This is a genomic window from Citrobacter sp. RHB35-C21 (assembly GCF_013816515.1).
GTDB lineage: Bacteria > Pseudomonadota > Gammaproteobacteria > Enterobacterales > Enterobacteriaceae > Citrobacter > Citrobacter braakii.
In genome coordinates, this window is record NZ_CP057148.1 from 220,132 (window position 1) to 245,719 (window position 25,588).

Genomic DNA, 25,588 nt, shown 5'->3' on the forward strand with positions numbered 1-25,588 from the left:
AGGGCAAAGTCTCAAAGCGTATGGGGGTTAACACCCCCAAAACGCTGTGGAGACTGTTGTGGCTTTTCGGAACTACGATCCCGAAGTACTGACTAAGGGTTGCGGCTGCCACCAGCCCGGCTATCAGGCGACCCAACAATTATTTCTCCGTATCACTTCGTCACCTGCTCAAGGTGATTGAAAATAGAATCACAATTAGAAAGCGGGGAACACACAATGAACACTCAGACAAGAATCAAATTGAAAGGCCTCAAAATCTATACTGGCATGAGCCAGGAAACAGTCTGCTTTAACGCTACTGTCCTCTTCGACGGGCTGAGCATAGGTACAGCTGATAATGATGGGCATGGTGGCGAAACTCGCGTACTGTTCGAACCAGGAAAAAAAGAGCTGTTCCGCCAGGCCGAATCATATGCGAAGGGTCTTCTGCCAATCTGCCTTGGCGAACACAATGGCAAGCCATTTCTCATAGACTCAAACCTGATTGAAGTAATCGACCAGCTTGTCAGTGACGAGGAGCGTAACCGGAAAACTAAATCAAGTTTCAAGAAGGTTTACCGCAAGAAAATCTGCGTCTTACGCGAAGGTAGACTTTGGACAGTGGGCTACAAAAGCCAGGCTCAATACGCTTCATACATCGCACAAATCAAAAAAGAACATGGCCCTGATATCGTTATCCTGGACGATTTGGAACATGATGAAGCTTTCGAGCTGTACAGTAAGCACTTATACGCCTGACCATCAAGCGTGGTAGAATTGGATAATTCTAGCGCAGAGGATCACTATGAAAGTTAAAGAGCTTATCGCCCAGCTTCAGCTACACGACCCTGATGCTGTTGTCGTAATTGCCGGATTTGAAACCCAGAGTACTGGACTGGTTGCCGAGGCCGATACTATTAAAGAATGCGTGACAGTTCCTGTCCAAGCGGACAGCATGACGGGTGACCGTTCGTTGGCAAAGGAGGGTTCACCTTCTGTCTGGTTGGGATGGGGGAATGATTACCGCACGGAGTTCTTCGTTAGTGCCATCAACGACCCGGACGAATTAGCCTAACTATATCGAATACCCAAGAGCCTCTACTTCAGAGGCTTTTTTATTTGATGGGTCTTACGGGAAACCTTGTCATTCATTTACCAATAGTTGCAGGGCGTATCCTCCAGCGCTAAGTCACTTAACCCCCTTAATCGCCAGCCAGCATCTCCGGGTTCTGCCCGACCCGTGGATTACTTAACACCCTTAATCGCCAGTCAGCCTCTCCGGGTTCTGCCCGTACCGTGGGTCACTTAACCCCCTTAATCGCCAGCCAGCCTCTCCGGTTTCTGCCCGTACAGTGGGTCACTTAACCCCCTTAATCGCCAGCCAGCCTCTCCGGTTTCTGCCCGTACAGTGGGTCACTTAACCCCCTTAATCGCCAGCCAGCATCTCCGGGTTCTGCCCGACCCGTGGGTTACTTAACCCCCTTAATCGCCAGTCAGTCTCTCCGGGTTCTGCCCGCCCCGTGGATTACTTAACCCCCTTAATCGCCAGAAGAGAAAGATGATGTGTCATTGAACTGCATTTCGAGATCGCAAAATGAAGAAAAAACAAAATAGAATGTTAGCGTCTCAATCTTATTGCCGTTACAATTATACGCATAGAGCGTCATTTTACGCATTATACGTAAAGTATACGCATATGCGTTTAAATTCATAATTCAGGTTTGAGGGTATGACGAGAATGAATCTAATAGATAAAATTGCCCTTGTCGGGCAACGCATGAAGTCCGAACAAATTTCATTGAAAGAATCGTTACTGGCTTCTTCCCGGGTATCTGTATCAGATGACAGTGTGGAGGGGGTAGATCGCCTTATCTATAACCACTGCCTGAATAAAAAAAATCTCTCCGACTTCTTTGGAAAATCTCGAGTTACCTTCAATAAAATTCTCGCTGATCTCGAAGAAAAAAGGCTGGTGGGTCAACCTATTTATCAGAACAAAAACCACCTTTATACCCGCTGGGATGTCCAGAATATTATGGATGCCCTGGGTTATCCGCGCTATAGAGATTACTACCAGAGCCGAACAATCATTGTTCAGAATCATAAAGGTGGGACAGGAAAAAGCACGACCTCAGTGGCTCTGGCTGTAGCAGCAGCACTTGATCTCCAGTTGAATGCCAGAGTTTTAGTAATTGAATGGGATCCGCAAGGCTCTATTGGTAGCGGTATGATTCAAAGCGTATCTGAAGACGACGTATTCCTGACTGCAATCGACGCAATCCTGGGCGTGTATGAAGAAGGTTCTGAATATAAAAAATACCTCGACATGGGTTACTCTGAGGCTGAAATCATTGAGAATATGCCGTTCTCAACCCATCTGCCAAATCTTGATGTAATTACTGCGTTCCCAACCGATGCGAGATTCAAAGATAAATACTGGCAGTGCAGTAAAGAAGAGCGCACTCAGTTGTTGCTACGATTCAAAGAAGTGATAATGCCAGTCCTGAAAGCTAAGTATGACCTTATTATCTTCGATACCCCTCCAGAAGACTCGCCAATTATCTGGGCCGCTGATGAGGCCGCTGACGGTATTCTTGTCGCAGTTTCTCCGCGAGAATACGACTATGCATCCACAACTGATTTTATGCTGACGATCAGTGAGCGATTCCGTCAGTCTCCCAATAAAGGTGAAAATATTAAATGGTTTAAAGTACTGGCCGTTAACGTCGATGATAAAAGCCCATACGAAAAAATAGTCCTCGATAAGTTAATTCGAACCGTTCAAGACCTGTTTATGGCAACCAATATCAAAAACTCTGAAGCATTCAAAGCAGCTGCGTCACGGGGTAGGTCGGTTCTCGATATTAAGAAATCTGAAGAGTTATGTTCACCAAAGCAGCTGGATATTGCCGAAGAATCCGTAATGTCCGTATATCAACAGTTTATTAATGAGATAAAGAGTTTTTCAGCGAAGGAAGGAGTTAACGCATGAGTGATGAACAGCATATCGGAAACGATAAATCGCGTTATCTAAATACGCCAAAGCGAACCGATGTAGGCCACCGTTCCGGGTTAGCTAACCTTAAGAGTCCCCCTCGCATTAAGAAACTCTTTACCCTTCATAACGGGCGAAAACTTGAAGCTGAGCACGTCACTGTAGCAGCTGAAAATGTCGCTACTGAGACCGCCGTTCACCCAATGAACCCGCGAAATCAGGAAGCGCTTACCACAAACGCAGTACGAGATATCCTGCAACAAATTGAGTCAAGGGGTGTTGATACTGAAGGTGTTGCCGTTAAACGTGATGGCGTGTACCTGCTTATTGAAGGTAGCCGCAGACGTTTTTGCTGTATTGCGGCTCAAAAAGATCTGCCTTTATGGGTGCTACCAGATGATCTATCAGCTGAGGACATCAAGGCGATTATTACCGCTGCACAAACATCACGCCGATTCTCATACCGAGAGGTTGGGCTTCAGTATCTGGAACTAATGCAGGAAAAAGGATTCACCAAAAATGAAGAGCTTGCCCTCTTTCTTGGCATAAGCCATGTGTCAGTCTTTAAACGTATTCAGGCGGCGCGTATTGACGGTTCGTTGATAGCTCTGTTCCCGGATTATGAAGGTATACCAAACTCCTTCTACAGCCGGTTGTCCAAACTTCAGAAATACGTAGAGAGCAACCTTTTCATTCTTGCAGATGTAGTTGATAGGGTGAAAGAAGAAATTGCTAATCTGGACATCAGTGACATCCCGGAAGCGCAGAAAATTGTCATGGCGCAGATCACAAAGGCGGTTGAATTACTCGATCAAAAGCCACCTGCAAAAAGTTGGGAAACCCGTGATCTGGCTAATTTTGCTAATAAGGACAAATACGCCCGTATCAGCAAAAATGCATCAGGCCGTAAAGTTCGCTTTGAATTTAACCGAATGAGTACCGAGCTCATGGCAGAAATTGAAGCATTTATTACGGATAAACTGAGTAGCGAAAAATAACAATTCGCCATTGCTTGATTATCGAAACTGCACCTCCTGGTGCAGTTTTTTTTTGGCCGCAAACCTATTCGTCAGGAGGAGACACCGGTTGATAATAGGAAAAAAACAGCTCATGAGGTGGCTATGCTTTCGGAAAAAATTGTAACCCTGTTTTCAAATGACGCATTAAAGCGTTTCACGATTCTTGAGGCTTACGCCGAGCTAAAACGTCAGGGTACTTTTAGCGTTTTCCTTTCGTTCATCGATCCTCGTACTGATTGTCTCGTAGAGGGTAACTTTCAATTCTACCCGAACCCCGTTAAGACCTACTCAAACATGGGAGTATGCTATCTCACTGAACATCTTGGGCTAACGTTAAAAATCCCAAGCTCTATGGAATGGTGGGCTACACATGAAAAGTCAACATTTCATAACCAAGACATCACCTATCTGAAGGAGGGTGAATACGTAAAGGCAACCATTAAACTGGAAATAGGCTCGCGGATCAGAGTTCCTAATGCGTTCGAAGTTGCCCCTTCCATGTGAACTTAAGGCATATCAAAGTAAATTACTGACGAGGACGGCTATGGCACTCACGATAAAAACAGAAACACTAAAAGCTACCACAAGCCCAACATTTGAGGCTTTACGTAATCGTTATAGCCACCGTAGTTCTGACGATGAGATTGCCGTCGATCCGCTATGTTTATCTCGGGATGATCTGAATGAACTTTTACAGGCATGTCGTGGTGATGGAGAGTCAAAAAATCGACGAGCTCTTGAATCGATCATCACTGCACTGGAAGGTGATTTCGATAAGCCTGTGAGCAGTTTTCCGGCATTCGGTCGTGTGTTACTACAGTATCTGAAGTCAAATCGAATTGATGGCTGGATATACCGACGCGGTCATGACGGCAACCTGTACCCCGGTCTTGTTACAGCAATAAAAGAAGTAAAATCAGAAAAAAACTCTGACCGTCCCCCATCACTATTGTTACAAATCAGCTGGTATGGGTTCGGCGAATATTCGCACTCCAAAAAGGTTTACGGAACCCAGCTTACCGCCCTGAATTTCGAGCCTAATGAGGTGGCGCGGCGCAGTGTCGCTAAGACACTGGCCGACCGTGATATCTACCATGAAACGCATGAGCTGAAACAAGAGTACCTGGAACAACTAACGCGGTTTAAGGAAGTGGTCGACGGGCAATTTGGCAATCAGTTTAAAGCAACCGGCAGGGCTGTCAGAATGGAATCGTATAGCTACAGCGACCGGAATCTGGAAATAGCAGGGCATAAACTGATACACGATTTGCCTGATAGTGAGTGCGATGCCTACGGTGCAGAAGTGGAGTCGCCTCTTTTTGAAGATGACCAGTTTGGCCTTTTACCCGAAATTCCTGTGCAGCGTTATTTTGATCTCTCGCTGCAAGACTTTATCTGGATACATGCCAATAACGTAGAACCATACAAGTATGATAAAGAACTGCCAAAAAAGATGGTTTTGCCGGAAGACCACCGTGATTTACTCGATATACTGACCACGGATATCAGCGCTTTCACCAGCGATATTGTTGAAGGGAAAAGCGCGGGTAACATCATCATGTGCGTGGGCTCACCCGGACTTGGGAAGACATTAACTGCTGAAGTGTATGCAGAGGTCATTGAACGGCCCCTGTACTCAATTCATGCTGGCGCACTGGGAACCAACGCCGATGACATTGAGAAAAATCTGCGGACGATTCTGACCCGGGCTAAACGCTGGAACTGTGTCCTGCTTCTGGACGAAGCCGATGTGTTTGTCATGCAGCGTGGAGCATCACTGACTCAAAATGCCATCGTTGCGGAGTTCCTCCGTACACTGGAGTATTTCGATGGGTTGATGTTCATGACAAGCAACCGGGGTAGTGACATCGATGAGGCTATCATACCAAGATGCGCTGCAATCATTCACTATGATGTGCCGGAGAAATCAGATGCCCAAAAGATCTGGAAGATTATGGGTGAGAACTTTGGCGTGAACATTCCTGATGAACTGGTCAGATCACTTGTAAACACTTACCCAGAACTTCCACCACGTGACATCAAGATGTTGCTACGGCTCACGTTGCGAATGAGCGTGAAAGAGCAGGGGAGTGGTAGCATCCCGACACTGGATATTGTGCGGAAATGCGCGATGTTTCGTGGGATAGAACGAAAGGGAAAAGAAAAAGCCCTGTGATAACGATGCCGGGTTCGCCCGGCATACAACCTGCTGGCCCAGCCCAAAGCAATCCGAGTTCTTCAGCAAAAGCAGCAGCGTGTCGGAAATAACTGTGTTATAACAATTCAGGTGATCATGATGAGAAGTTGATAACAATGTTTAAGCTAAGTCCCATAAGAAAAAAAACAAACAAGCTGCATAAACTCCTTAATAACGGCTATCGTTTCGTAATCATGCATGAAGATGAAATTATTGAACCCTTCCGCTACGAAATAGAAGCCAGACGAAAACTATTCTTTGGCAGAAAACTCCTTTCTATTTCCGACCTCATCGACTCAATAAACGATAGTGTAAAAACCCAAGCAAAACGCGCCCCTTAACTATTCGTCACCTGAATAACTCCAGCTATGATAAACATTATTATCAAGCTTAAAGGTGATACTTATGAAACCGTTTGGGATTTTCTATTCAGTAGAAGGCTGCACTTGTTCACTGTGCCGCTCGCGTGGCTATCGTAAAAACAATGCATACGATAGATCTCTTCGTGTAAGCAAACACCGCGCCCGTCAGCAGGCCAAGCGTGAAATCCGCTCCGCCGTATTCAGCATCGACAATTAAGAAAGGTTGATGATAAATAAGAAGAATAACGAGGATAACAAATGACTGATGAAAACCAAATAAAGGTGCTGTTTTGCATTCTGCGTCGTCGATTCGTGGATTATGTCCCTGAGTTTGAAAACTGTGTAGAAGAACGGGAAGTCATCAATGAAACGCCGAAGGGTTACCGTATGTCCGTCTCCTACGGCACATCAGTTTACCTGCACGCGGATTATGAGTTTTTCGAATCACGTCAGGCAGCGTATCAATGGTGCGCCCGCCGTGTGACCGCTAGCATTGAGAAGATGAAACAAAAAATGCAGGCGGCAGAAGCAACAAAAATAAAACTGATAGAAGCATCCGGGAACTGTGGCGAATAAGATGACACCACGTCAAATTATCCTCTCACATATTACAGCTGAGAAAGCACTCCCACGAGGAACGCTGATCTGGTTATTCTACGAGAATGCCGATGATTTAATCAGCCTGAATGAAGTGGGCGATAATCTTGAAAGGTGGCATCAACGAGTTGGGTCGCCTGAAGAAATTCAGGTGATACTGGATATGCCTGATGACGATTCAGAAGTCTGGCTATTCAGCCCAACAAAATTATTCTCCCCACGGGTAAAAACCCCCGTTCTGACAGCCAGAGATAGGGCAGTTGCTCGCTATGGCGTTTCTCGCGTTATGACGGCGGAGAAAGTTGTTTTTCTGTATTCAGGGTATCTTCTGCACCTCTATAGACAGGCATATGGTTTCACCGGCCCTGCGCCTGAAGTTCGGGTCAACTGGAGTGCCAAACATTCATGGGGCGGCAGGAGCTCAATCACTATTTCACCATCGTCCATTTATCCTGACAGTGATACACCGCGCTATCGCTACCATGAGTACGCACATATAGAGCAGCGTAAGGACATCGGAGCATTTTATTCAATCAATCAACTGGATCATATCAAAGGCGTAGTGGCACATGAGCTTGCGCACTTTTGCCAGCGCCACACTGGAAAAGATAATTTTAAATTTGGTTTTCCGGTACTCCCTGAAAAAGATTTCAGAACGGCTCATGGTGATGGGTGGCAGTTCTTGTATGCATTTTTCAGAACAGAATTAAATAAAAGAATTCAGCGATAACCCAAAAAAAGGCATAACCAATGTACCTTCTTTCCATTTTATTATTTACATTTGTTTATCTGTTATCCTTTAATTCTGTTATAGAGGAAAATAGAGACCGCTATTCCATACAGACTTTTGCAATAGTGATGATCACGATATTCCTGATATCAATGCCAGTAACAACAACTTTTGTGTCGTTGATGCTTGAAGAAAACCAGAGAGAGCATCGTGATTTGATTTCCTTCCTGCAAATCAATTCCGTTTGGTTCGCAGGAGCCGGGGGGCTGGTGGCTATCTTCTTGTCAGCCCTGACAATGGTTCGCCTGAAGCAAAAACGTATCCGTCACAAAACATCGAACCTTAACCTCATCGTTGTGGGCCTTTTCGCGGGCGTAGTCTCTTTTGCCAGCGCGTATAAGCATCTAGCTTTCTTCAGTGGGGATGATGCGGGAGTGTTTTTATATGAGGCTATACCAGCCATCGATGACATCGACTGTAACGCGCCAATACTCCTGGTGAAATGGGAACCTGACTCAAAGAAGCCAACTGCATGGCGATGCCCTACGGGCGTTGCATTCAATATCAATAGTCCTACTCCATTCCTACCTTGGGGTTCATATGAGGAAGGGGAGAGTTCAAAACTAAATGAAGTGATGACAATTTTGATGAAAAATGCGGTCAAAATCGAAAAACGTCGCCATCTTGATGTCATCATTACGAGCTAAGGCCTTGTAATCACTGGATTACAGGGCTTTTTTATGTACCCGAAAAAAAAGAGACATTTTGTCCCCAAATACGCTTCGTCACCTGTTTGGTGTGTGTTTAACTGGATTTACAGCAAGCAACGAACCTCGCGACACAATAACTAAAGCGGAGAAACACCATGAACACCGACGTTAAAGCTATCTTCGAACAAAGCCGTACCCTGGAAAATCTGGAAGGCGCTGCGGTACTGATGCGCAGCTTAGACAAAGCGCCATCATCACTCCGAGCACTGAGCGATTTCGTAACCAAAGCGCGTAAAAGCGGCAATACGGAACAGTTCGAAGAAGCCGATATCGGGCGTAACAACGTCTTTGCGGTGAGCCCGTACTGGTTGTTTGTGGAAGAGGGACTGAACCTCCGCGACGTAAATTATGACCGTGCGGTAATGTTCAAACACGCTTATCTGGAACGTCCTCAGTCAGTGCCTGTCATCCGCGTTAAACCAGTAGTAGTGGAAGGCGTAACCCGCCTGAAAATCATTGATGGCCACCACCGTTTTGCTGGCCTGATGATGGCGATTGCTGAGGGCGCGAGCTTCCAGAAAATCACCGTCGAGGAATTTGAAGGCGGCAAGGACGAAGAAGTCTACAACATGATCGAGAGCGCCAACTCCCTTCAGTTGAAGATGGTGGAACGCGCTGAAGGCTTCAAGCGCCTGATTGGCTGGGGTCACACCATTGAGTCGATTGCTCAGCGTCTGGGTGTCTCTCTGGTCACCGTTCGCCGCAGTATCGTGCTGGCAAACGCTGACTTCAGCATCAAGATGCTGGTGAAAGAAGATAAGGTATCTGGTGACGTTGCCGTTGACGTTATTAACGAATGTCAGGGTACTGACCGCGACCCGTATGAAGTCCTGATGGAATCCCTGAAAAAGGCAGAAGGAGCTGGGAAAACCCGCGTCACTGCCAAATTCGTGAGTTCCAAGAAAAAGACTGGCCTGAAACCGAAAGTTATCCGTAAAACCTTCGACAGCCTGTTGCCAACCCTGAGCCAGCTGCGCGACCAGATCCCGCCGCAGCCGGAAGGTGAGCATGAAAATCAGATCGAAATTACGGAAACCGTGCCGGAAGAAGTCGTCTTACGCCTGACTCCTGAAATGGCCCGTACTCTGATGGCTACCCTGGCTGAACTGGAATCAGCAAAACAGGCAGAAGATGCTGAAGCTAATGGTGACAACGACGGTGATAGTGCTGAAAACAACGGCGGTGCTGACGATGCGACTGATGCCGATACCGATGGCGCTAACCAGCAGAATGGTGAAACTGAAGAGACTCAGCTGCACCCGGTGTACTAACCTCCCAGCAGGTCTTTAACAGACCTGCATAAAATTCCTTTTCATTCTGATGGGCCGGATAAACCGGCTCATATTTTTGCACATATAAATGGCCGCATTTTGCTGTCTTAAATTTTTCGATGATAGACAGGAGCGCATTAAAATATCAGGGTTATAGACTTTTTTGGATAGCAATGGGGGTCGCGTTGAATATTCAGACTAATTATATCGAGCTGCAAAATTGGCTCGAAAAGGCAAAAAGTATTTATTCCTCCGCAGGATGCCCGCACGAAAGAGTTGATGATGGCATTTTAAAAATTGCAATGCAGGTAGCGGCTATTAGAAAAACAAAACCAGATATGCTGCATGTATTCCTTCAGGAGTTAATTACTGAGTTCAAGGGTTATAAACTCATTCAGTGCCGATTCAATAAATCCAATTATGAGCATTTTGTTATGACCCCGGAAATTCAGATTCTGATCGGTGGTCTTATGGATAAAGCGTCAGAGGGAATAATGCTGGCTTCTATCTGCCACATGCTACAGGTAGATACGTTATCCGAACTTCTAAGCCTAATCCCAACGGGAATGCCAGACACCGATGTACTGGATGCGCTATGGCGTGATCAGAAGACGCCCGCAGGACTGAACCTGCTTGATGACTTCGTACTTCTGGATACCGTTGCGCTGGCTAATAAGCGGGGGATTGCTGCATGAATGTATCGGCGTTGATTAGTAGCCTCTATGTGACCGTTATCGCCGGGCAGGAGCTGGAAGCAAAAGCTCTGGAGCATCACGAACGCCGTACAGCTGGTCGATTTTGCCGAAAAACACTTTCTGTCCACGCGGTGAAGCGCAAGCCCGGGGTGGAATTTCTGGCGCGGCTGAAAGTCAATTACGCCCGCGCCAACCTGACAAACTGCGACCCCGGTACAGTAGCCGAGCTGAGGCTGGTGGGCCGCTCTGATGAAGCGAATGAGCTCTCTGAAGCAATTCTAAAGGCAATAGCATCCAGTTACCCGGAGTTGGTATCGGAATGCGCACGACAATTACAAAAACAAAAGCTATTCCAGAACCTCTGAGGCCACTTATGACTATGGCGGACATCTCGTTTACCGAAACAGGTGAGACAAAGCAAACAGCTGAATACAGCTTAAAAACCCCTCCGCAATCGATAGAAGCGGAACAGTCCGTGCTGGGCGGGTTAATGCTTGAAAACCAGAGATGGGATGATGTGGCAGAAATCGTTAGTGAGCAGGATTTTAGTTCTCGACCGCATCGCTCAATTTTCTCTGCAATGAGATCGCTCGTTGCGAATCAATTCCCGATTGATTTGATAACCCTCGCTGAGCACATCGAAAACGAGGGAGAAGGTAAGCTGGATAGTCTCGGCGGTTTCGCCTATCTGGCAGAACTGTCAAAAAATACGCCCAGTGCGGCAAATATAATTGCCTACGCGCAGATCGTCAGGGAACGTGCCGTAATCAGGGAAATGATAAAAGTTGCCAACGAAATAACCGAGGCCGGTTACAACCCGGAAGGTAGGACAAGTGACGAATTGCTTGATCTTGCAGAAAGCCGGATTTTCCAGATTGCAGAGCAAAGGGGAAATAAAAGCGGTGGGCCGGAAAATATCAGCAGCATTCTGGACAGAACCGTTACCAAGATTGAAGCCTTGTTCCAGCGTCCCCATGACGGGGTCACTGGAGTTGATACCGGCTACGTGGACGTGAACAAGAAGACAGCCGGTCTACAGCCCTCGGATTTGATTATTATCGCTGCCAGACCCTCAATGGGGAAAACTACGTTTGCAATGAACATCTGCGAGAATGTATCGCTGACAAACGATAAGCCCGTCATGATTTTCAGCCTGGAAATGCCTACGGAACAGCTCATGATGCGCTCACTGGCATCGCTATCACGCGTCAACCAGACCAGCATCCGAACCGGACAGCTCGATGACGAGGACTGGGCCCGGTTATCCGGCACAATGGGACTGCTGCTGGAAAAAAAGAACATTTACATTGATGACAGCTCTGGCCTAACACCTATGGACGTTCGCTCCCGGGCGCGTCGATTGTCCCGCGAACACGGTGGGCTTAGCCTCATTATGATCGACTACCTTCAGTTGATGCGTGTACCGTCGTTATCTGACAACAGAACTCTGGAAATTGCTGAAATCTCCCGATCTCTGAAAGCACTGGCAAAAGAGCTGAATGTACCGGTAATCGCTTTATCGCAACTAAACCGCTCGCTTGAACAACGTGCCGATAAACGTCCGGTAAACTCAGATTTGCGAGAGTCAGGCTCCATTGAGCAGGATGCTGACCTGATCATGTTTATTTACCGTGATGAGGTCTATCACGAAAATAGCGATATGAAAGGTATAGCCGAAATTATCATAGGTAAACAGCGCAACGGGCCTATAGGGACAGTACGTCTCACATTTAATGGTCAATGGTCTCGATTTGATAATTATGGTGGCCCTGAGTATCATGATGACGACTGACCATAAAAGCTACTGACCTTATCCTGATATTTAATTAAAGGTTTTCGACTGTTTAATTTCGCCAGCTGATTGGCCCGATAGATAATGGTTCTACGGACAGCAATCTTTTATATAGGTGTAAAATGAAAACGATACTCTCAGCTTTATTATTCGTTGTTTCATGGAATGCACTGGCACAGGATGAGGGAAATAGTGGTGATAAAAAGCAACAGGCAACGGCAACTATTCAAATTTCGATTACAATTTTACCCGAACCGGTAAAACCAAAGATCACCAAAGAACAGGTGAGTGATACGCTAACCGTCATTTCTTATGAATGGTAGCATCCAGACAACCAACGGTTAAGCCTGCTCCAGCAAAGAAAAGTATCTTTCTGAACATCACTTCGTCACCCGAATGCCTCGTGATTTAATAAGTAAACAAACCGGACAATATTCACGAGGTGTTTTATGACAAATGAAACTCAGAACAACGCATCCGCACCTGAAGAGTTAATCACGCGTATATCGCAGGTCATTAAACGCAAGGATGGATCTGAAGTGAAAATTACTGCTCAGGCTGCGTTCGGTGCAGGGTTAACTCGCTCTATCGATGTATATGTTCTTCGTCGGGATAATGCTGATTCAAACTGGCAAGGTTGCAGTAATCGACCAAAAGCAGGATGGCGGAATATGTCTGTAGATGAATATATCCGTGAAGGGCGCTCTGAAATGCTTAAGGCAGTTACGCCGGGAGAAATTCTAAAGCTCACAAATGCCATTGGCAAACCAATGAGTTGTCTTGATCAATTATTTCCATCCCCGATTACTAAATAAATCATTAAATAATACCGCTGGCCTTATTCGTCAGCTGGTACGCCCGTGTTTAAATAAATATACAAAACGAATAAATAAACAGGTGAACCATGCAACAGGTAATCGACTTTGGCACATCAGAACCGACCCTTGCCCCAATCCTTACCGGGGATAAATGGGATACGGTTTGGCAAACACTGGCTAATGACGAAGACCTGAATTATGTCGATGCCAGCACTGGCACGAGCATGGCCAATCTTATCACCACCGGCACAAACGCCATTTATAAAGCGCTTACTGACGGCTGGACTATGAGCCTGGCGTATTCATCAGGAAAGGACTCTGAGTGCGTTCTGCACCTCTTCCTGATGGCGCTGGTAAGGGCTACCCGCAATGGCACAAACATCAGCCAGCATCACTATGTGATCCACACCGACACGGGCATCGAGAATCCAGCCGTCCGCTGGCTGGCAGACACAAAACTCGCCGAACTTGAGGCATTCGTTGAAAAGCACCAGTTACCGCTGAGCATTGTAATTGGTAAGCCTGGACTGACATCTGGGTGGACTGGCCGCATCCTTTCAGGGCGAGGATTGCCAACATTTTCAAATAGTTCCGCCAGACAGTGCTCGATCGACTTGAAGGTCGATCCTGCACGTCGGGCCCGTGCCGAGTACATGCGAGGACTGCCTAAAGCCGTTCGTCAGCGCGTTTGTCTGCTGCTGGGTTCCCGTGATGCAGAGAGCACAACCCGTGCCATGAACATCGAAAAAAAAGGCGGGAGCGCTGAAGACGTTAAACAGACAAAAGAGGGCGGTGAGCTCTATCCGATCCGTCACTGGCATCAGGGGAACGTATGGGAATTCCTGCTATCGTCCGGGGATGAGGCTCGTTTTGCGTTACCCAGTTACCTGCCTAACAATAATGAAACTGCTGAGCTCTACAAAGAGGCTACGGGCGAATGTGTCTGGACGGGTTCTGAAAAAGCAAAAAGCGCCTGTGGTTCACGATTTGGCTGTTACCTTTGCCAGGCTGTAGGGCTCGACCGCTCTATGGAAAACCTGCTGAATGCCGACCCGGAGAAATATGGCTATATGGCTATCCTGAACCGGCTTCAGCGTTTCATTGCCAAACGCCGTTATGCCTGGGAAGACCGCCATCCAGTGGGCCGCACGGTATACGAAGGTGGGTATATTAAGATCCAGCCAGATGTATACTCGCCGAAATTCCTGGAACGTCTGTTACACATCTGCTGTAGCGCCGACTACGTAGAGCAGCAACGCGCCGATGACGTTGCCGAGAAACTCGCTTACGGCTTGCTGGAAGACAATGCGCATAACCGTCGCATGTCCCGGCCTCAGTTCCGCATCGTCAGCGAAGAAGCCGTTGTGCATGTCGATTTCATGTGGGCTTTCCATCATTTCAATGACAAGCCTTTTAGGGCACTGGAGATCTACCACCGCGTCTGGGCCCACGGCGAGCTGGATCTGTTGACTGATGAACCGACGATGCCTGTAGTCCCTCAGTCCCCAATCCCTAAAGCAGTCTGGCTGAAGGTGGGGAAATTTGGCGATGACTCACTATTTGATGGGCTGGCTGATCCTGTTGCGGAAATGACCTATTTCGACGGCGGAGATGACGAACGCGCCGCACGTGTCATCAAGACAAGAGACGGCCACCGTCGTGTTGTCAGTTTCAGCGAAGATAACGAAGTTACCGTAGATGAAGAGTCTGCAAGCTTTGTGTTATGGGTGGAATACCCACGCCTTAAATCTGCTATTGAGAGCGGGGCGTACACCGCTGGGAGCGCGGCGCAGTTCTACCTGCGTTTCGGCACGGTATCTCTGTGCAAAGGTAAGTCAGCCTTGTATCACAAAATGATGCAGCGTGGTCAAACCTACCATCGACTCGGCCTGACCGGATTCCAGTCGATGGAAGGGATCACAGCTCGAAAAGACCTTCGCATCCTCTCGACCGAGAAATACCAGCATGTTCTGAAAAGAACGCTGGAGGCCCGGATCATTCGTTTTAAATGGTGGGCTAACCTCGCTTTCACCATCCAGTACCACATGACCCGCATGACAGAATTTGGGTTCTGGCTGCATCGCGTCTTACGCCAGGAAAGCCATAACGAGCTTATGGACGAGAAAACGCTGTGCAAAAACAGCCTGGAAACTGTCCTGATCAACCAGACCAATGCCTGGTGTCTTGTGATGAGTGACGTGGGCAACAAACCTGATACATCAAATGCGCTGCGCCGCTACTGGAGACAGGAGCGGGCCCGAGCTTTCGCGCACTGTGCTTCAGTACCGGAAGTCCTTAAATCGCTGGTGGCTCGTGAGATGTTCAATATTTATCGACGTGCGCTTTATGAACTCAATAGCCATAAAGAGTTGAGCCTTGGCCTGATACACATACAGGAACTGGCAACTCAGAACGCGGACGCGTTACGGATCCATATCAAAATAATGATGCGGTTAATCAGGCTGTGGCAATTGTCAGGTTTAACAAGCATTGGTCAGAGTGAATTTTGTGAGGCGGCTTAACTGCCTGGAATAAAGGGAAAATAATGAAAATCATGCTTTCACTAGGCTCTGTTGCTATTACGACAGTAGCATCTATGTTGTTGCTGTGCAGCCAGGCTAATGGCAGCAACGGGAACAGGCCTTTACGGATCAACGAACCTGTTCAGATTACTATCGAACAAGTGATGTATCGCATTGCAAATGGTAACCAGAATATCGGCATGAAAATGCGTGAAAACCCAGTGCTGTTTTCGGGTCATGCCGGAATCAGTGTAGAGCTAAGTGATTTTCCGCCCGGGTCAAAATCCGCGCCCGTACCCGGAACTACCGTAATGCTGCGTACCGCTTTGTCTGGTCAGACAGAGGCCTGTTATCAGCAGCACTGCTACTCAGCCGAAGTGACCACGTACAACGAATAGAGGTCTTGCTATGGCAGACAGAACTGATGGAATGAAAGGAAGAGCACTGATTAGGCAGTTGTCCGGTATGCCACCCGGCGTTAACCCATTAAACGTTCCTCAGCCGCTTAAGCGAACCGTGTGCCTGGCAAAAGGCATAGTGGATACATGGGATAGTTTTCCATCCGAAAACAACCTTGCAATCGCCCTGGAAAACGCCGCTGCAATATCACGGCTGGCGATAAGCCTCCTGCAAGAACGGGAAGTACTGTACCGGCAGCTGGCATCTCTTGGAGTAGAACCAGAGAAAATGAAACAATCCGTCGAAGCCATCCCGATGGAAACGCTTTTAAAAAGCCTTCCAATGAGGAAAAAGTAACTTTCTAGCGTTTTTTGTTTCCGCTGTAAGAAGACACCTTTTTTGGTGCTCAATAGCAGTATTTTTTTAACAGATAAACTAAACGAATTCAATATTTCTTAAATTCAAGCACATTTTGTCTTCTTTTAAATTTCGTCGTAGGTTTAATGCAGTTAATAATGTTACTCACGGATTAATTTTTAAAAAATACAGAGCCTAATCAGGCTATACGGGTTTTGTAATTGCTATCATTAAAGTCACGAGGAAAACCATGAGTGCATACGTCGAGCAGGTATTTAATGATGTTGAAAAAATGCGTGGCAAAGTTCTGGCCGACCGATTCCGCATGGTATTCAAAAAAATCCAGCTTGTGAAGAACGACGACTCAGACGAGGCCTACAACCTGAAGCAACAGGAAAACCTAGCCGCTGTCACTGAACTTCAGAATGCTGGTGGTTTCATTGATTGGGACATCAAGGTCACTAAGTATAGCAACACATCCACTCAGGTTGAGTTGCGGCATAAGGTAGATGGTGTGCTGGTATGGCGCGATTTTACCTTCGTAAGCGATTTTGTATTCGAACTCGCTAAAAACGTTTGACCTGCTCCCCGTTGATTAGTACACCCCGATGTTAGTAATGTCTTCATAAGCCACATGAGGACATCCCCATGAAGAAGCGTTTTTCCGACGAACAGATCATCAGTATTCTCCGCGAAGCCGAAGCCGAAGCTGGGGTACCCGCCCGTGAACTCTGCCGCAAGCATGCCATTTCCGATGCCACGTTTTACACCTGGCGTAAGAAGTATGGCGGTATGGAGGTGCCTGAAGTTAAGCGCCTGAAGTCGCTTGAGGAAGAGAACGCCAGACTCAAGAAGCTGCTTGCCGAAGCCATGCTGGATAAAGAGGCGCTTCAGGTGGCTCTTGGGCGAAAGTACTGACGACAGACCAGAAGCGGGAAGCCGTGATGTTGATGTGTGATGCGACCGGTCTGTCGCAACGTCGTGCCTGCAGGCTTACAGGTTTATCCCTGTCGACCTGCCGCTATGAGGCTCACCGTCCGGCTGCTGATGCGCATTTATCAGGGCGCATCACTGAGCTGGCACTGGAGCGCAGGCGTTTTGGCTACCGTCGTATTTGGCAGTTGCTGCGCCGTGAAGGGCTTCATGTTAATCATAAGCGCGTGTACCGGCTTTATCACCTCAGTGGCCTGAGCGTAAAACGCAGAAGACGTCGTAAAGGGCTGGCAACAGAACGTCTGCCGCTGCTCCGTCCGGCGGCGCCCAATCTGACCTGGTCGATGGATTTCGTCATGGACGCACTTTCCACCGGTCGCAGGATCAAGTGTCTTACCTGCGTCGATGATTTCACAAAGGAATGCCTGACGGTCACTGTTGCCTTTGGGATTTCAGGCGTTCAGGTCACGCGTATTCTGGACAGCATTGCACTGTTTCGAGGCTATCCGGCGACGATAAGAACTGACCAGGGGCCGGAGTTCACTTGCCGTGCACTGGATCAATGGGCCTTTGAGCATGGTGTTGAGTTGCGCTTAATCCAGCCGGGCAAGCCAACGCAGAACGGATTTATTGAGAGCTTTAACGGACGATTTCGCGATGAATGTTTGAATGAGCACTGGTTCAGCGATATCGTTCATGCCAGGAAAATTATTAATGACTGGCGGCAGGATTATAACGAATGCCGCCCGCACTCCACGCTGAATTATCAGACACCGTCTGAATTTGCAGCGGGCTGGAGAAAGGGTCATTCTGAGAATGAAGATTCCGACGTTACTAACTGAGTGTTGTATCTAATCGTGGGGGCAGGTCACGTTGTCTATTCAAAAGAGACGGTCTGAATTCAATTATTGCATTAATAACCGGTGGAAAAATGGAGCAACTGACACCTGCAAAACTCGACTCGATGATTACTGAGACTACAACTGAACTGCTATATGCGCAGAGGGCACTTATCAGCCCAAGCCGAGCTGATGCGATGGAAAAGAAAGCGTCTCAATTACTCAGCATATTATTGGAGTTAAAGGAACTAAGAAATAAAAGCCCACAAAAAATCATACTGCCACCCCCTGCATGTTGCTTTGCAGATCATAGTTATCCTGCATATTCCAGAGACCAAGTTATTGCAATACTTGATTCTCTTGGACATAAAATTATTGAAAAGGAAAATTAATGCGCCAGACAAAAATCGTAAATATATTCTATGCCAGTGCTGAAGAGCTTCAGCTAGGCATTAACGAGATAGATACTGAGATTACGACCGCTTTGCAGAACGGCAATATGGAAGCCGTCAAAAAAGCAACGTTACTTAAAAACACCATGATTAGTCTGCTGGACAACAAACAGAAGGGCGAGCTGGTTCAAGAAACGTGTACGTCAGGCGAAAAGGCTGATTCATCGGTAGAAATAACGGACGCAATGGCCTACGCGTTCCACGCGGCATCTGGTGAGGGTGCAATTGGTTCCGATGATGTTGAAGAGATAAAGCGTGGTCTGCGGGTAGTTATCAATGAGTGTGGCCTCACAAATCACCTCGTAAAGATCCCTGCTGGTTTACACGATGCAACAGCTCAGCTTGTAGTTAACTTCGCCTCTGAGATGGCGGGTAAGCTTTACCGGGCCCAGGAGAAGTATGGTCGTGGGGCTGAATGGGCAAAATCTGACTGGAAGGATGAATGCCTCAAAGAGCTCCACCGACACCTTTCAAAAGGTGATCCACGTGATGTAGCAGCCTACTGCATGTTTTCGTGGCATCACGGTTGGCTGACCCACAGCGAACAACCTGCTATAGCGGGGCTCAGCGAAAGAGTTCTGTTCGATAGCTTTATGAAAGATGATTACTCACCTGATTCAAGTGGTTCAGTATCAGAGGAAGAAGAAAGGGTCTTTCTTGAGGTGCTCTTTCACATATGGCAAGGCCGGGCCGCAGTTCAGAATGGATTAACTCAACAGGAAATGGATATCGTAATGAAGTACCGGGAACAAAATCAGAAATAACATTACTGCGTTCTGACAACCAGTAAATTAACTCGATGCGGTATTTCAGAAAGGAAAAATTATGATCGTTCTCAAATACCCTCCTTACCCATCGCCCTTCTGGTTCCGGGGGGAAAAAGATAAAACGGGTGTGGTTACCGAGGTTGGAACAGTTTATGTGGAAGCAACAAAGGATAACCTGCTGCTGGTGGAGGGCACACTCCCTCCGGTAGGTGCGACTTTGTTTCTTACACCTGACCGGTTCGATATTAAAGCTGAAACTGAGATTGATAGCCGGGCCCGACGAGAGGAACAGGCCAGACAACGTCTGACACGGCAAGAAGAAGAACGACAGCAAAAGGCCGCTCTCGATATGAAGCTGATGCAACAGGCGCAAGAGCGAAACGCTCGTTTGTATCTTCCGGTACGATGGACAAGCGGATTCAAATCGGTGATTTCCGGGCTGACGGAAAACAGTAGCGGTAACGGTATAAACCGGCGAACTGTGATTCACGTGCTTTTACTTGAGGACATACGTGATGGGCGCCTGGTCAGAAATGAAGGGGATTTTCTTTGCACCGCCGCAGGTGGAAGTAACGGCAAGCTTTGGGTTAACCCAGCCACCCATAGTGATGGTGAGTACGGGCCTTACGTATGTGAAATAACGTGTAAGCAGTGTATTAAGGCTGCTCTACGTTGGCAGGATAAAAATAAGGCCGTCCCACCGGAATGTGTTCCGTAGGTATCAGGCGAACCGATCACCACGCTATAGAGAGAGGGGACAGTGAACATGCAAGTTGCTAAAAACAAGTACGCCGTTCTGGACAGTGCGATCATGAAAATACTCGGCAAAGAGCCGGTTCCATTTTCACTGATTATGCTTCCAGACGTAGCTGGTGAGTGTTCCCGACTCGCTGATGAGGAGAGGAATAAGCCGATGCCATTCCGCATTCTTGACCGGCGGTTACAGGCGCTAAGAAAGGCTGGCAAAATTCAGTTCGTGACCGGAAAAGGCTGGGTAAACCCTCTTTCCTGACCACCCGCAATTCGTACTGCATCTTCCTTTTCGTAAAAGGCAACTCTTCGTTGCCTTTCATCCCCCAGAGCTATTCGTCACCTGCCCCCCCAACGATAAAATCAAAGTATCACAAACAATATGTCCCCCATTTAAGCCATTAGAAACACCATGTCCTAGTACAATAGCGGCAACATGGCTAAAGCCGGGGGAAGGAGATCATAATGACGGGTATCGTGCGCATTGAACAACCGGTAGAGCGAATTGAACGTTTCCATTCTCTTCAAGGCGGTCAGTACTGGCGGGCAAATGAAGCCATTGCTGAAGAGAACATTGCCGCTTCCGAAGTACTGCTGATTGAATCGCTGCGTTGGGTCGACAACAAACTGCATACGGTCATTCTGCGCACCCACCCATCAAAACATGGCCAACACATTCGGTTTGAATATACCGATGAATCTGGCCGCACTTGTGGCACTACCCGTAGCTTCACTCAGCACCGCTTTTTGTTTGATGACTTCGTTAACAAATTCACCTTTGCTGCTGACTCGAAAGAAGTCCGCGAAAGTGAAGTGCAGGCCTGCCAGCAGTTGGCTCAGAAGCTGACCGTTGAACTTTCCGAGGCGATGACAAACCCTGAACGCATGAAAGAGATCATTGCGGAACGCCTTGAAAAAGAGCAGACAGAAAAAAGCGAGAACAAACTCAATACTCTACCCGCGACGATTGACCAGTACACAAACCTCGCCACCGGCCCGTTAGAAAATGCGCTGACATCCGGTGTCAATGAGGAAAGCATTAAGGGAATGATGGAAGCGGCTCGGCATGGACATAAACTGGCCGTCATACAATCTGAATGGCTACAAGGTAAGAATAACGAAATTACCAGGGCCGTTCAGGCCGTCGTACCCTATTACCAGGAAATGGCTGCGGCGCAGCTGGCCGCATTCGAAGAGAGCAGGGAGAACGTTGAATCGCTGATGAAAGGGATTGCGTCTCTGGATCTTTTTATCGGCAAAGATGTTGTCGTCAACACGATAATCAAAGGCAATTCAGCCCCGAGCGACATTCCTCTGACATTTGTCCAGAAAAAGCTACTGATGGATGAGGAGCTCGCTGTCTATCTGGATCTGGGAGACTGGTTCGATTTCACCAAAGCAGATTTATTCGACCAGGCACTGCAAAAACACCCGGGCCTAATCGAGCAGATTTTCCCGACCCAACGTTGCGTACTGGTTATGGCCGTCACCAGACGGCACGTCAATTATCAGGATCCGTGGGAGGCTGCGGCCAAAGACTTTCAAAACAGATGTGTCTTCCTGCTGGTACGAGACGGCGAAAATATTTACCAGGTATGCAGCCCGGTTGAATCTCATCTGGGCGCTCATACGCTGTTCCCTGAACGTGACGAGCAGGACGCGCTTTTTCGCGGTTTTGACGGTTCTCGCATCACCTTCCGCGATGTAGCTTACACTGACCGGCTGCGGGCGCATGAAAAGATGGCGCTGCACTATAAACGTTTCCTGATCCTTTGCTGCGGGCTCGACCAGCGTGAGCGCCTGTTTGGCGAATTCTATGATCGCAGTAGTAACATTAATTTCATCTCGATGGACTTCCAGGAGAAATATTGCCGCTTTATTCATGACGCAGATGGAACCGGTCTGTTGAGTGACCCGGAGGCCGATACCAGACCATCGCTGGAGTCCTACATTAAGCAGGCGAACCAGCACCTGCGTTCTGGTTCACGCGTCTTTTGTGAGTGGAGACAGGTCGTTAATCCGGTTACCGCACCCGGGGCAGCTAAGGATGATTCAGGTAACGGCTACCGGGGACATTCATTCACGGTTGATTTCGTTAAAAGCCGTAGTACCAGCGTGGCATACCAGAAGAATGAAGAGATCTACGTTGATGTGCCAGTCGTTCAGCACACCTACAGCCGTAATGCGAAGTCAGACAAACGAGAATTCAATGCCAAGGTATGCCTCTCAAAATTCAGAACCTCTGATAGCCTTGGCTATCTTTGCCTGGACACGGTGAAATCCGCCGATCTCGAATATTACATTCACAACCGGCGTATCCGGGCTAACCATCTTTATTACATCCGGCTCTTCAAAGAACTTGCGGCACTGCTGAAGCTGGAAGAAACGCATGAAGAACAATACCGAAGCAAAATGCTGGCGGCTTTAAACGCCGGGAACATCGGTGACGAAAATGACCGGGTTGCGGCTGTAGATAAAACGATTCAGACGTGGCGCTGCGCAAACCGAGGTGCATCCCTCCAAAGTGGTCTGGAAGATGAGAAGCAATGGAAAGCGCTCCTTGCCATGATGGATTTAATTGCATGGCGAGGTCATGCAAGCATCCCGCAAATTGAATGCTACTGTGAGCAACTTGGAAACTCTCCTCTACGGCTTGTGGTAATGCCAAACGGCAAACTGGGCCTGTATGTAGCCCCACGAGCTGAAGAACGAAACGATGCAGCTGAGAAACACAAATGGGCTATACGTGTGGTATTGAGTCTGACGCGTACCGGTGTGAAAGAGGTATCTCGCTCATGGGCTCTGGTTAACGAACTGAGCGTATCTGAATGCACCCTCAAAGAATGGCCGCTGGTGGATGAGTGGAAAGGGTTAAAGTCTGTATTTGAAAGCTACGACCGGAAACTTAAAGCTCTGGCAGACATTGAACTGGGCCGTGAGACTCTCAAGCGTCTGAATCCCAGCAACCAGGAAGGTCTGAGCGAGCTGGCAGAATTGTGGATTAATGCTTTTGAAGAAATGAACTTCTACCGACCGACTGGCGGGATCGTTCAAAAGCCAGTAATGATGATCCCGATTGGTCTTATTGTCGACCGTGAGGAGTGGTCATACTTATATCTTGGTACACGCGGCTCTGCGGTCGAGTATATCTATCAGAATCTGAATGATAAGGCACTCAAGGCCCGGGTAGCCCACCGTCTGATTTCAAATTACGAGGTCAAAGAGGGTAAGCTCGATAATCTTGCCAATAAGAAAACAAGTCTGGGTCTCTTTTGCACAAAACAGCGCCCGGACATGGCCCCTTTTAGCGCAGACCGAAACATAGAGACATATGGGCCTGATTTCGGCGTTAACCATGCTGTGCTTACGCATATGGTATCGTTTAAATCGCAGATAGCGCTGATTCAGCAAGAGGCAGATCGCGGCTTACACCGTCGCTTCACGATAGCCAGCAACCTGGTCAGTTCAGCCGGGGAGTTGCTTATCGATCAACTGCTCGGCGATGCGGCGCGAGATGCAGATGAGCCGGTAGATATTCTTGAGGTGGTTATTAACCCAGCGCCAACCGGTGAACCAGGGGCGAAGCTGAAGAAGAATGGTGAGACATTCTGGCATAAGCACTGGTGTGATTTGTGTAAGCCAGGAACCGAAGAAAGCCTGGCACTCTCCCACATTCACGCGCCGGATCACGTCATTACGCGGACTTCGTTCAGTTCCAAGGAGGATGCCATCCTCTTCGTACTCAAGACGATGCCGCAGGCCAGAAAATACGAAAAGGATTTCTTCCGCGACAATGATTTCGATGTACCTGATGGGATTATTGAACGGTGGATAGACCGTTAATCATATGCAGTATGAATAAAAAAAAGCCCGCTTTAGTCGTTGCAAGCGGGCTTTTTATTTCTTCGCGTTACAGCTGTGGCATCAATTACAAAACGGAACGGCTTGGTGCCGGGGCGAAGAACGGAGAAAGGGATAGGCACGAGGTGGTGATAATGTTGCTATTCATATGGGGTATGAATAAGAAACAGCCCACTTGCGAGTACTAAGTGGGCCATTGAGGGTCAGGCATAAGACTCAGACAGAGCAGTAGCGGCTTCAAGCGCCGGTTCAAGCGACAGGCTGTTATCGCTGATAACATTCCATCCCTCATTGCCGTAAACAAAATGGACGTAACCTGCACGTTCAGTTTCTTCAGGGCGATAAGCATAGAAGTAGTCTTCATCAGTAGAGAACATGGCTTCAACAATACGTTCTACGTTCGTAGAGCGCTTCAGCACAATCTCTTCTGAGTCGAATACCGAGATGCTATATCCTGCTTCAATCAACCCGGTTGCTGCTGCCCGGGCAATTTCCTGCTCAATACGTTGCCGCTGATCTACGTTCATGCCTGCTGCTCCTCGATGGGAAGTGAAGTCGAACACACGAGAAAGCATGAACTATAGTTCACATTTAATCAATAAAAAAGGGAACTATACTTCACTTATTCTTGGTTTTTTTTAATACTGGTAGTCCTGCAAGCGCATCGTTCCAATGCTGCTCGCGTTCCTCATTACCTGAAATATTACTTATCCATCTTTCGGACTTGCCCCAGCGCTGTGCCAGCGCCTGCCGCGTCCAGCCTTTGCGTTTCATCTCTGCTTTAAATTCATCGCTGGTGGGTTTGTACATAGGTTAATCCACGTGAACTATAATTCACCTGATAGTACGGTAAGGCTGGTTAAGTAACAACGGGATATCGACGGTCATCTTCCGTTCCCGCACACGGGCCAGTGCTCCTGGCTATACTGAGTCAAAAATGCGGAGGACACATTATGTTTGAACGTATAAGCAGGTTTTTCGCTGGCGCAACAAAACAGGAGAGGGCGGAACCGTCAGTCTCTATACCTGAACCTGTTACTCTTGAGGGTGATAACGCGCCATCAGCTATCGAACATGACAGAAAAATAGTCCATGACAGCAGGGTATTTATACATAGGTCTTTAGGCTTTATACTTATGGTATATTCTCCCGAATTATTCAGAAAAGCCATTAATCATGACATATGTCTTGGCTATATATATGGTTATATCATAGCGGCAATAGGTGACGACGAAGAGTTATGTAAAGCATCGGAAAATCGTCGATGGGATGTTGTCGCTGCCTATTATCGAAGTTTATTGGATTATTCAGCTGAAGCTTACTATGAGAAAACTGTAAACGCGATGGATAATTACCACTTCAAACAAGCAAGAAATGTAAGCGTAATGGATTATCACAAAAACAAAATCAATCCTGATGGCGATAATCATCATTTGCGTTTTCTAATGACCGAAATAATTGAAGATAGGGTTGAATAAATACA

General features: G+C 47.6%; 29 protein-coding genes. 27 read left to right on the forward strand and 2 right to left on the reverse strand.

Annotation, left to right across the window (positions count from 1 at the left end):
- Window positions 1-216: 216 nt before the first annotated feature.
- The 26 genes from HVZ39_RS26215 to HVZ39_RS26340 all read left to right on the forward strand — a co-directional run bounded on the left by HVZ39_RS26215 (window position 217) and on the right by HVZ39_RS26340 (window position 24,087).
- The gene (locus HVZ39_RS26215) at window positions 217-738 is read left to right on the forward strand and encodes a hypothetical protein (RefSeq protein WP_007372310.1); all 522 of its coding nucleotides are present in this window, start codon (window positions 217-219) and stop codon (window positions 736-738) included.
- A gap of 46 nt (window positions 739-784) precedes the next feature.
- A complete protein-coding gene (locus tag HVZ39_RS26220) occupies window positions 785-1,054 on the forward strand; it encodes a hypothetical protein (RefSeq protein ID WP_008786584.1) in 270 nt (89 codons plus the stop codon).
- A 663-nt stretch (window positions 1,055-1,717) separates the two neighbouring features.
- Window positions 1,718-2,971, forward strand: coding sequence for a ParA family protein (locus tag HVZ39_RS26225; RefSeq protein WP_007372312.1), 1,254 nt, complete (start codon window positions 1,718-1,720; stop codon window positions 2,969-2,971).
- Window positions 2,968-3,972 (forward strand): ParB family protein, encoded by a 1,005-nt coding sequence (locus HVZ39_RS26230; RefSeq protein WP_007372313.1) that lies wholly within the window; start codon window positions 2,968-2,970, stop codon window positions 3,970-3,972. Before HVZ39_RS26225 ends, HVZ39_RS26230 begins: the two co-directional genes overlap by 4 nt.
- Window positions 3,973-4,011: 39 nt before the next feature.
- Window positions 4,012-4,497: a hypothetical protein gene (locus HVZ39_RS26235; RefSeq protein ID WP_172745723.1), complete on the forward strand. Its 486-nt coding sequence runs from the start codon at window positions 4,012-4,014 to the stop codon at window positions 4,495-4,497.
- 40 nt (window positions 4,498-4,537) lie between these two features.
- On the forward strand, window positions 4,538-6,169 hold the full coding sequence (locus tag HVZ39_RS26240; protein ID WP_008786582.1) for an ATP-binding protein: 1,632 nt from the start codon (window positions 4,538-4,540) through the stop codon (window positions 6,167-6,169).
- A 426-nt stretch (window positions 6,170-6,595) separates the two neighbouring features.
- Window positions 6,596-6,769 carry a hypothetical protein gene (locus HVZ39_RS26245; protein ID WP_009653096.1) on the forward strand — a complete coding sequence of 58 codons (174 nt, stop codon included), beginning with the start codon at window positions 6,596-6,598 and terminating at the stop codon, window positions 6,767-6,769.
- Between the two features lie 41 nt (window positions 6,770-6,810).
- On the forward strand, window positions 6,811-7,128 hold the full coding sequence (locus HVZ39_RS26250) for a hypothetical protein (protein ID WP_007372316.1): 318 nt from the start codon (window positions 6,811-6,813) through the stop codon (window positions 7,126-7,128).
- A 1-nt stretch (window position 7,129) separates the two neighbouring features.
- Window positions 7,130-7,879, forward strand: a complete 750-nt coding sequence (locus HVZ39_RS26255; RefSeq protein WP_007372317.1) for a hypothetical protein — start codon at window positions 7,130-7,132, stop codon at window positions 7,877-7,879.
- 20 nt (window positions 7,880-7,899) lie between these two features.
- A complete protein-coding gene (locus HVZ39_RS26260; RefSeq protein ID WP_016241554.1) occupies window positions 7,900-8,586 on the forward strand; it encodes a hypothetical protein in 687 nt (228 codons plus the stop codon).
- A gap of 158 nt (window positions 8,587-8,744) precedes the next feature.
- On the forward strand, window positions 8,745-9,920 hold the full coding sequence (locus tag HVZ39_RS26265; RefSeq protein ID WP_007372318.1) for a ParB/RepB/Spo0J family partition protein: 1,176 nt from the start codon (window positions 8,745-8,747) through the stop codon (window positions 9,918-9,920).
- Between the two features lie 185 nt (window positions 9,921-10,105).
- Window positions 10,106-10,615, forward strand: coding sequence for a hypothetical protein (locus tag HVZ39_RS26270; RefSeq protein WP_223307977.1), 510 nt, complete (start codon window positions 10,106-10,108; stop codon window positions 10,613-10,615).
- On the forward strand, window positions 10,612-10,980 hold the full coding sequence (locus HVZ39_RS26275; protein WP_007372320.1) for a hypothetical protein: 369 nt from the start codon (window positions 10,612-10,614) through the stop codon (window positions 10,978-10,980). The genes HVZ39_RS26270 and HVZ39_RS26275 overlap by 4 nt, the downstream gene beginning before the upstream one ends.
- A 14-nt stretch (window positions 10,981-10,994) precedes the next feature.
- A complete protein-coding gene (gene dnaB / locus HVZ39_RS26280; protein WP_007372321.1) occupies window positions 10,995-12,407 on the forward strand; it encodes a replicative DNA helicase in 1,413 nt (470 codons plus the stop codon).
- 122 nt (window positions 12,408-12,529) lie between these two features.
- Window positions 12,530-12,730 (forward strand): hypothetical protein, encoded by a 201-nt coding sequence (locus HVZ39_RS26285; RefSeq protein ID WP_007372322.1) that lies wholly within the window; start codon window positions 12,530-12,532, stop codon window positions 12,728-12,730.
- Between the two features lie 126 nt (window positions 12,731-12,856).
- Window positions 12,857-13,222, forward strand: coding sequence for a hypothetical protein (locus HVZ39_RS26290; protein ID WP_008786579.1), 366 nt, complete (start codon window positions 12,857-12,859; stop codon window positions 13,220-13,222).
- Between the two features lie 89 nt (window positions 13,223-13,311).
- Window positions 13,312-15,747: a phosphoadenosine phosphosulfate reductase family protein gene (locus HVZ39_RS26295; RefSeq protein ID WP_007372324.1), complete on the forward strand. Its 2,436-nt coding sequence runs from the start codon at window positions 13,312-13,314 to the stop codon at window positions 15,745-15,747.
- A gap of 23 nt (window positions 15,748-15,770) precedes the next feature.
- Window positions 15,771-16,145, forward strand: a complete 375-nt coding sequence (locus HVZ39_RS26300; protein WP_008786576.1) for a hypothetical protein — start codon at window positions 15,771-15,773, stop codon at window positions 16,143-16,145.
- 10 nt (window positions 16,146-16,155) lie between these two features.
- Entirely contained in the window at window positions 16,156-16,503 is a 348-nt protein-coding gene (locus HVZ39_RS26305; protein WP_008786575.1) for a hypothetical protein, read from the forward strand.
- A gap of 250 nt (window positions 16,504-16,753) precedes the next feature.
- Window positions 16,754-17,083 (forward strand): hypothetical protein, encoded by a 330-nt coding sequence (locus HVZ39_RS26310; protein WP_181633728.1) that lies wholly within the window; start codon window positions 16,754-16,756, stop codon window positions 17,081-17,083.
- A gap of 68 nt (window positions 17,084-17,151) precedes the next feature.
- A protein-coding gene (locus HVZ39_RS26315; protein WP_085954994.1) for an IS3-like element ISSen4 family transposase occupies window positions 17,152-18,278 on the forward strand; the annotation gives its coding sequence in 2 pieces (ribosomal slippage) (window positions 17,152-17,416 and window positions 17,416-18,278; 1,128 coding nt in all).
- A gap of 89 nt (window positions 18,279-18,367) precedes the next feature.
- Window positions 18,368-18,667: a hypothetical protein gene (locus HVZ39_RS26320; RefSeq protein ID WP_016241553.1), complete on the forward strand. Its 300-nt coding sequence runs from the start codon at window positions 18,368-18,370 to the stop codon at window positions 18,665-18,667.
- Complete coding sequence (locus HVZ39_RS26325; RefSeq protein ID WP_007372328.1) at window positions 18,667-19,491, forward strand: hypothetical protein; 825 nt, start codon at window positions 18,667-18,669, stop codon at window positions 19,489-19,491. The genes HVZ39_RS26320 and HVZ39_RS26325 overlap by 1 nt, the downstream gene beginning before the upstream one ends.
- A gap of 61 nt (window positions 19,492-19,552) precedes the next feature.
- Window positions 19,553-20,212: a hypothetical protein gene (locus tag HVZ39_RS26330; RefSeq protein ID WP_008786574.1), complete on the forward strand. Its 660-nt coding sequence runs from the start codon at window positions 19,553-19,555 to the stop codon at window positions 20,210-20,212.
- Window positions 20,213-20,260: 48 nt separating this feature from the next.
- Window positions 20,261-20,506, forward strand: coding sequence for a hypothetical protein (locus tag HVZ39_RS26335; protein WP_007372330.1), 246 nt, complete (start codon window positions 20,261-20,263; stop codon window positions 20,504-20,506).
- Window positions 20,507-20,709: 203 nt separating this feature from the next.
- Complete coding sequence (locus tag HVZ39_RS26340) at window positions 20,710-24,087, forward strand: hypothetical protein (RefSeq protein WP_007372331.1); 3,378 nt, start codon at window positions 20,710-20,712, stop codon at window positions 24,085-24,087.
- A 221-nt stretch (window positions 24,088-24,308) separates the two neighbouring features.
- On the opposite strand, the gene HVZ39_RS26345 is transcribed toward HVZ39_RS26340, so the two are convergent.
- Complete coding sequence (locus tag HVZ39_RS26345; protein ID WP_007372332.1) at window positions 24,309-24,632, reverse strand: hypothetical protein; 324 nt, start codon at window positions 24,630-24,632, stop codon at window positions 24,309-24,311.
- Window positions 24,633-24,723: 91 nt separating this feature from the next.
- On the reverse strand, window positions 24,724-24,915 hold the full coding sequence (locus HVZ39_RS26350) for a hypothetical protein (RefSeq protein ID WP_007372333.1): 192 nt from the start codon (window positions 24,913-24,915) through the stop codon (window positions 24,724-24,726).
- Window positions 24,916-25,058: 143 nt separating this feature from the next.
- On the opposite strand from HVZ39_RS26350, the gene HVZ39_RS26355 reads away from it, so the two are divergent.
- Window positions 25,059-25,583: a hypothetical protein gene (locus HVZ39_RS26355; protein WP_016241551.1), complete on the forward strand. Its 525-nt coding sequence runs from the start codon at window positions 25,059-25,061 to the stop codon at window positions 25,581-25,583.
- Window positions 25,584-25,588: the final 5 nt, after the last annotated feature.

Bases quoted from the DNA above. Each gene is read 5' to 3' on its own strand.
- HVZ39_RS26215 (WP_007372310.1), top strand. From the start codon at position 217: ATGAACACTCAGACAAGAATCAAATTGAAAGGCCTCAAAATCTATACT.
- HVZ39_RS26350 (WP_007372333.1), bottom strand. From the start codon at position 24,915: ATGTACAAACCCACCAGCGATGAATTTAAAGCAGAGATGAAACGCAAA.
- HVZ39_RS26260 (WP_016241554.1), top strand. From the start codon at position 7,900: ATGTACCTTCTTTCCATTTTATTATTTACATTTGTTTATCTGTTATCC.
- HVZ39_RS26355 (WP_016241551.1), top strand. From the start codon at position 25,059: ATGTTTGAACGTATAAGCAGGTTTTTCGCTGGCGCAACAAAACAGGAG.
- HVZ39_RS26325 (WP_007372328.1), top strand. From the start codon at position 18,667: ATGCGCCAGACAAAAATCGTAAATATATTCTATGCCAGTGCTGAAGAG.
- HVZ39_RS26255 (WP_007372317.1), top strand. From the start codon at position 7,130: ATGACACCACGTCAAATTATCCTCTCACATATTACAGCTGAGAAAGCA.
- HVZ39_RS26300 (WP_008786576.1), top strand. From the start codon at position 15,771: ATGAAAATCATGCTTTCACTAGGCTCTGTTGCTATTACGACAGTAGCA.
- HVZ39_RS26305 (WP_008786575.1), top strand. From the start codon at position 16,156: ATGGCAGACAGAACTGATGGAATGAAAGGAAGAGCACTGATTAGGCAG.
- HVZ39_RS26250 (WP_007372316.1), top strand. From the start codon at position 6,811: ATGACTGATGAAAACCAAATAAAGGTGCTGTTTTGCATTCTGCGTCGT.
- HVZ39_RS26320 (WP_016241553.1), top strand. From the start codon at position 18,368: ATGGAGCAACTGACACCTGCAAAACTCGACTCGATGATTACTGAGACT.
- HVZ39_RS26240 (WP_008786582.1), top strand. From the start codon at position 4,538: ATGGCACTCACGATAAAAACAGAAACACTAAAAGCTACCACAAGCCCA.
- HVZ39_RS26330 (WP_008786574.1), top strand. From the start codon at position 19,553: ATGATCGTTCTCAAATACCCTCCTTACCCATCGCCCTTCTGGTTCCGG.
- HVZ39_RS26275 (WP_007372320.1), top strand. From the start codon at position 10,612: ATGAATGTATCGGCGTTGATTAGTAGCCTCTATGTGACCGTTATCGCC.
- HVZ39_RS26245 (WP_009653096.1), top strand. From the start codon at position 6,596: ATGAAACCGTTTGGGATTTTCTATTCAGTAGAAGGCTGCACTTGTTCA.
- HVZ39_RS26225 (WP_007372312.1), top strand. From the start codon at position 1,718: ATGAATCTAATAGATAAAATTGCCCTTGTCGGGCAACGCATGAAGTCC.
- HVZ39_RS26335 (WP_007372330.1), top strand. From the start codon at position 20,261: ATGCAAGTTGCTAAAAACAAGTACGCCGTTCTGGACAGTGCGATCATG.
- HVZ39_RS26220 (WP_008786584.1), top strand. From the start codon at position 785: ATGAAAGTTAAAGAGCTTATCGCCCAGCTTCAGCTACACGACCCTGAT.
- HVZ39_RS26230 (WP_007372313.1), top strand. From the start codon at position 2,968: ATGAGTGATGAACAGCATATCGGAAACGATAAATCGCGTTATCTAAAT.
- HVZ39_RS26310 (WP_181633728.1), top strand. From the start codon at position 16,754: ATGAGTGCATACGTCGAGCAGGTATTTAATGATGTTGAAAAAATGCGT.
- HVZ39_RS26265 (WP_007372318.1), top strand. From the start codon at position 8,745: ATGAACACCGACGTTAAAGCTATCTTCGAACAAAGCCGTACCCTGGAA.
- HVZ39_RS26340 (WP_007372331.1), top strand. From the start codon at position 20,710: ATGACGGGTATCGTGCGCATTGAACAACCGGTAGAGCGAATTGAACGT.
- dnaB (WP_007372321.1), top strand. From the start codon at position 10,995: ATGGCGGACATCTCGTTTACCGAAACAGGTGAGACAAAGCAAACAGCT.
- HVZ39_RS26345 (WP_007372332.1), bottom strand. From the start codon at position 24,632: ATGAACGTAGATCAGCGGCAACGTATTGAGCAGGAAATTGCCCGGGCA.
- HVZ39_RS26285 (WP_007372322.1), top strand. From the start codon at position 12,530: ATGAAAACGATACTCTCAGCTTTATTATTCGTTGTTTCATGGAATGCA.
- HVZ39_RS26290 (WP_008786579.1), top strand. From the start codon at position 12,857: ATGACAAATGAAACTCAGAACAACGCATCCGCACCTGAAGAGTTAATC.
- HVZ39_RS26295 (WP_007372324.1), top strand. From the start codon at position 13,312: ATGCAACAGGTAATCGACTTTGGCACATCAGAACCGACCCTTGCCCCA.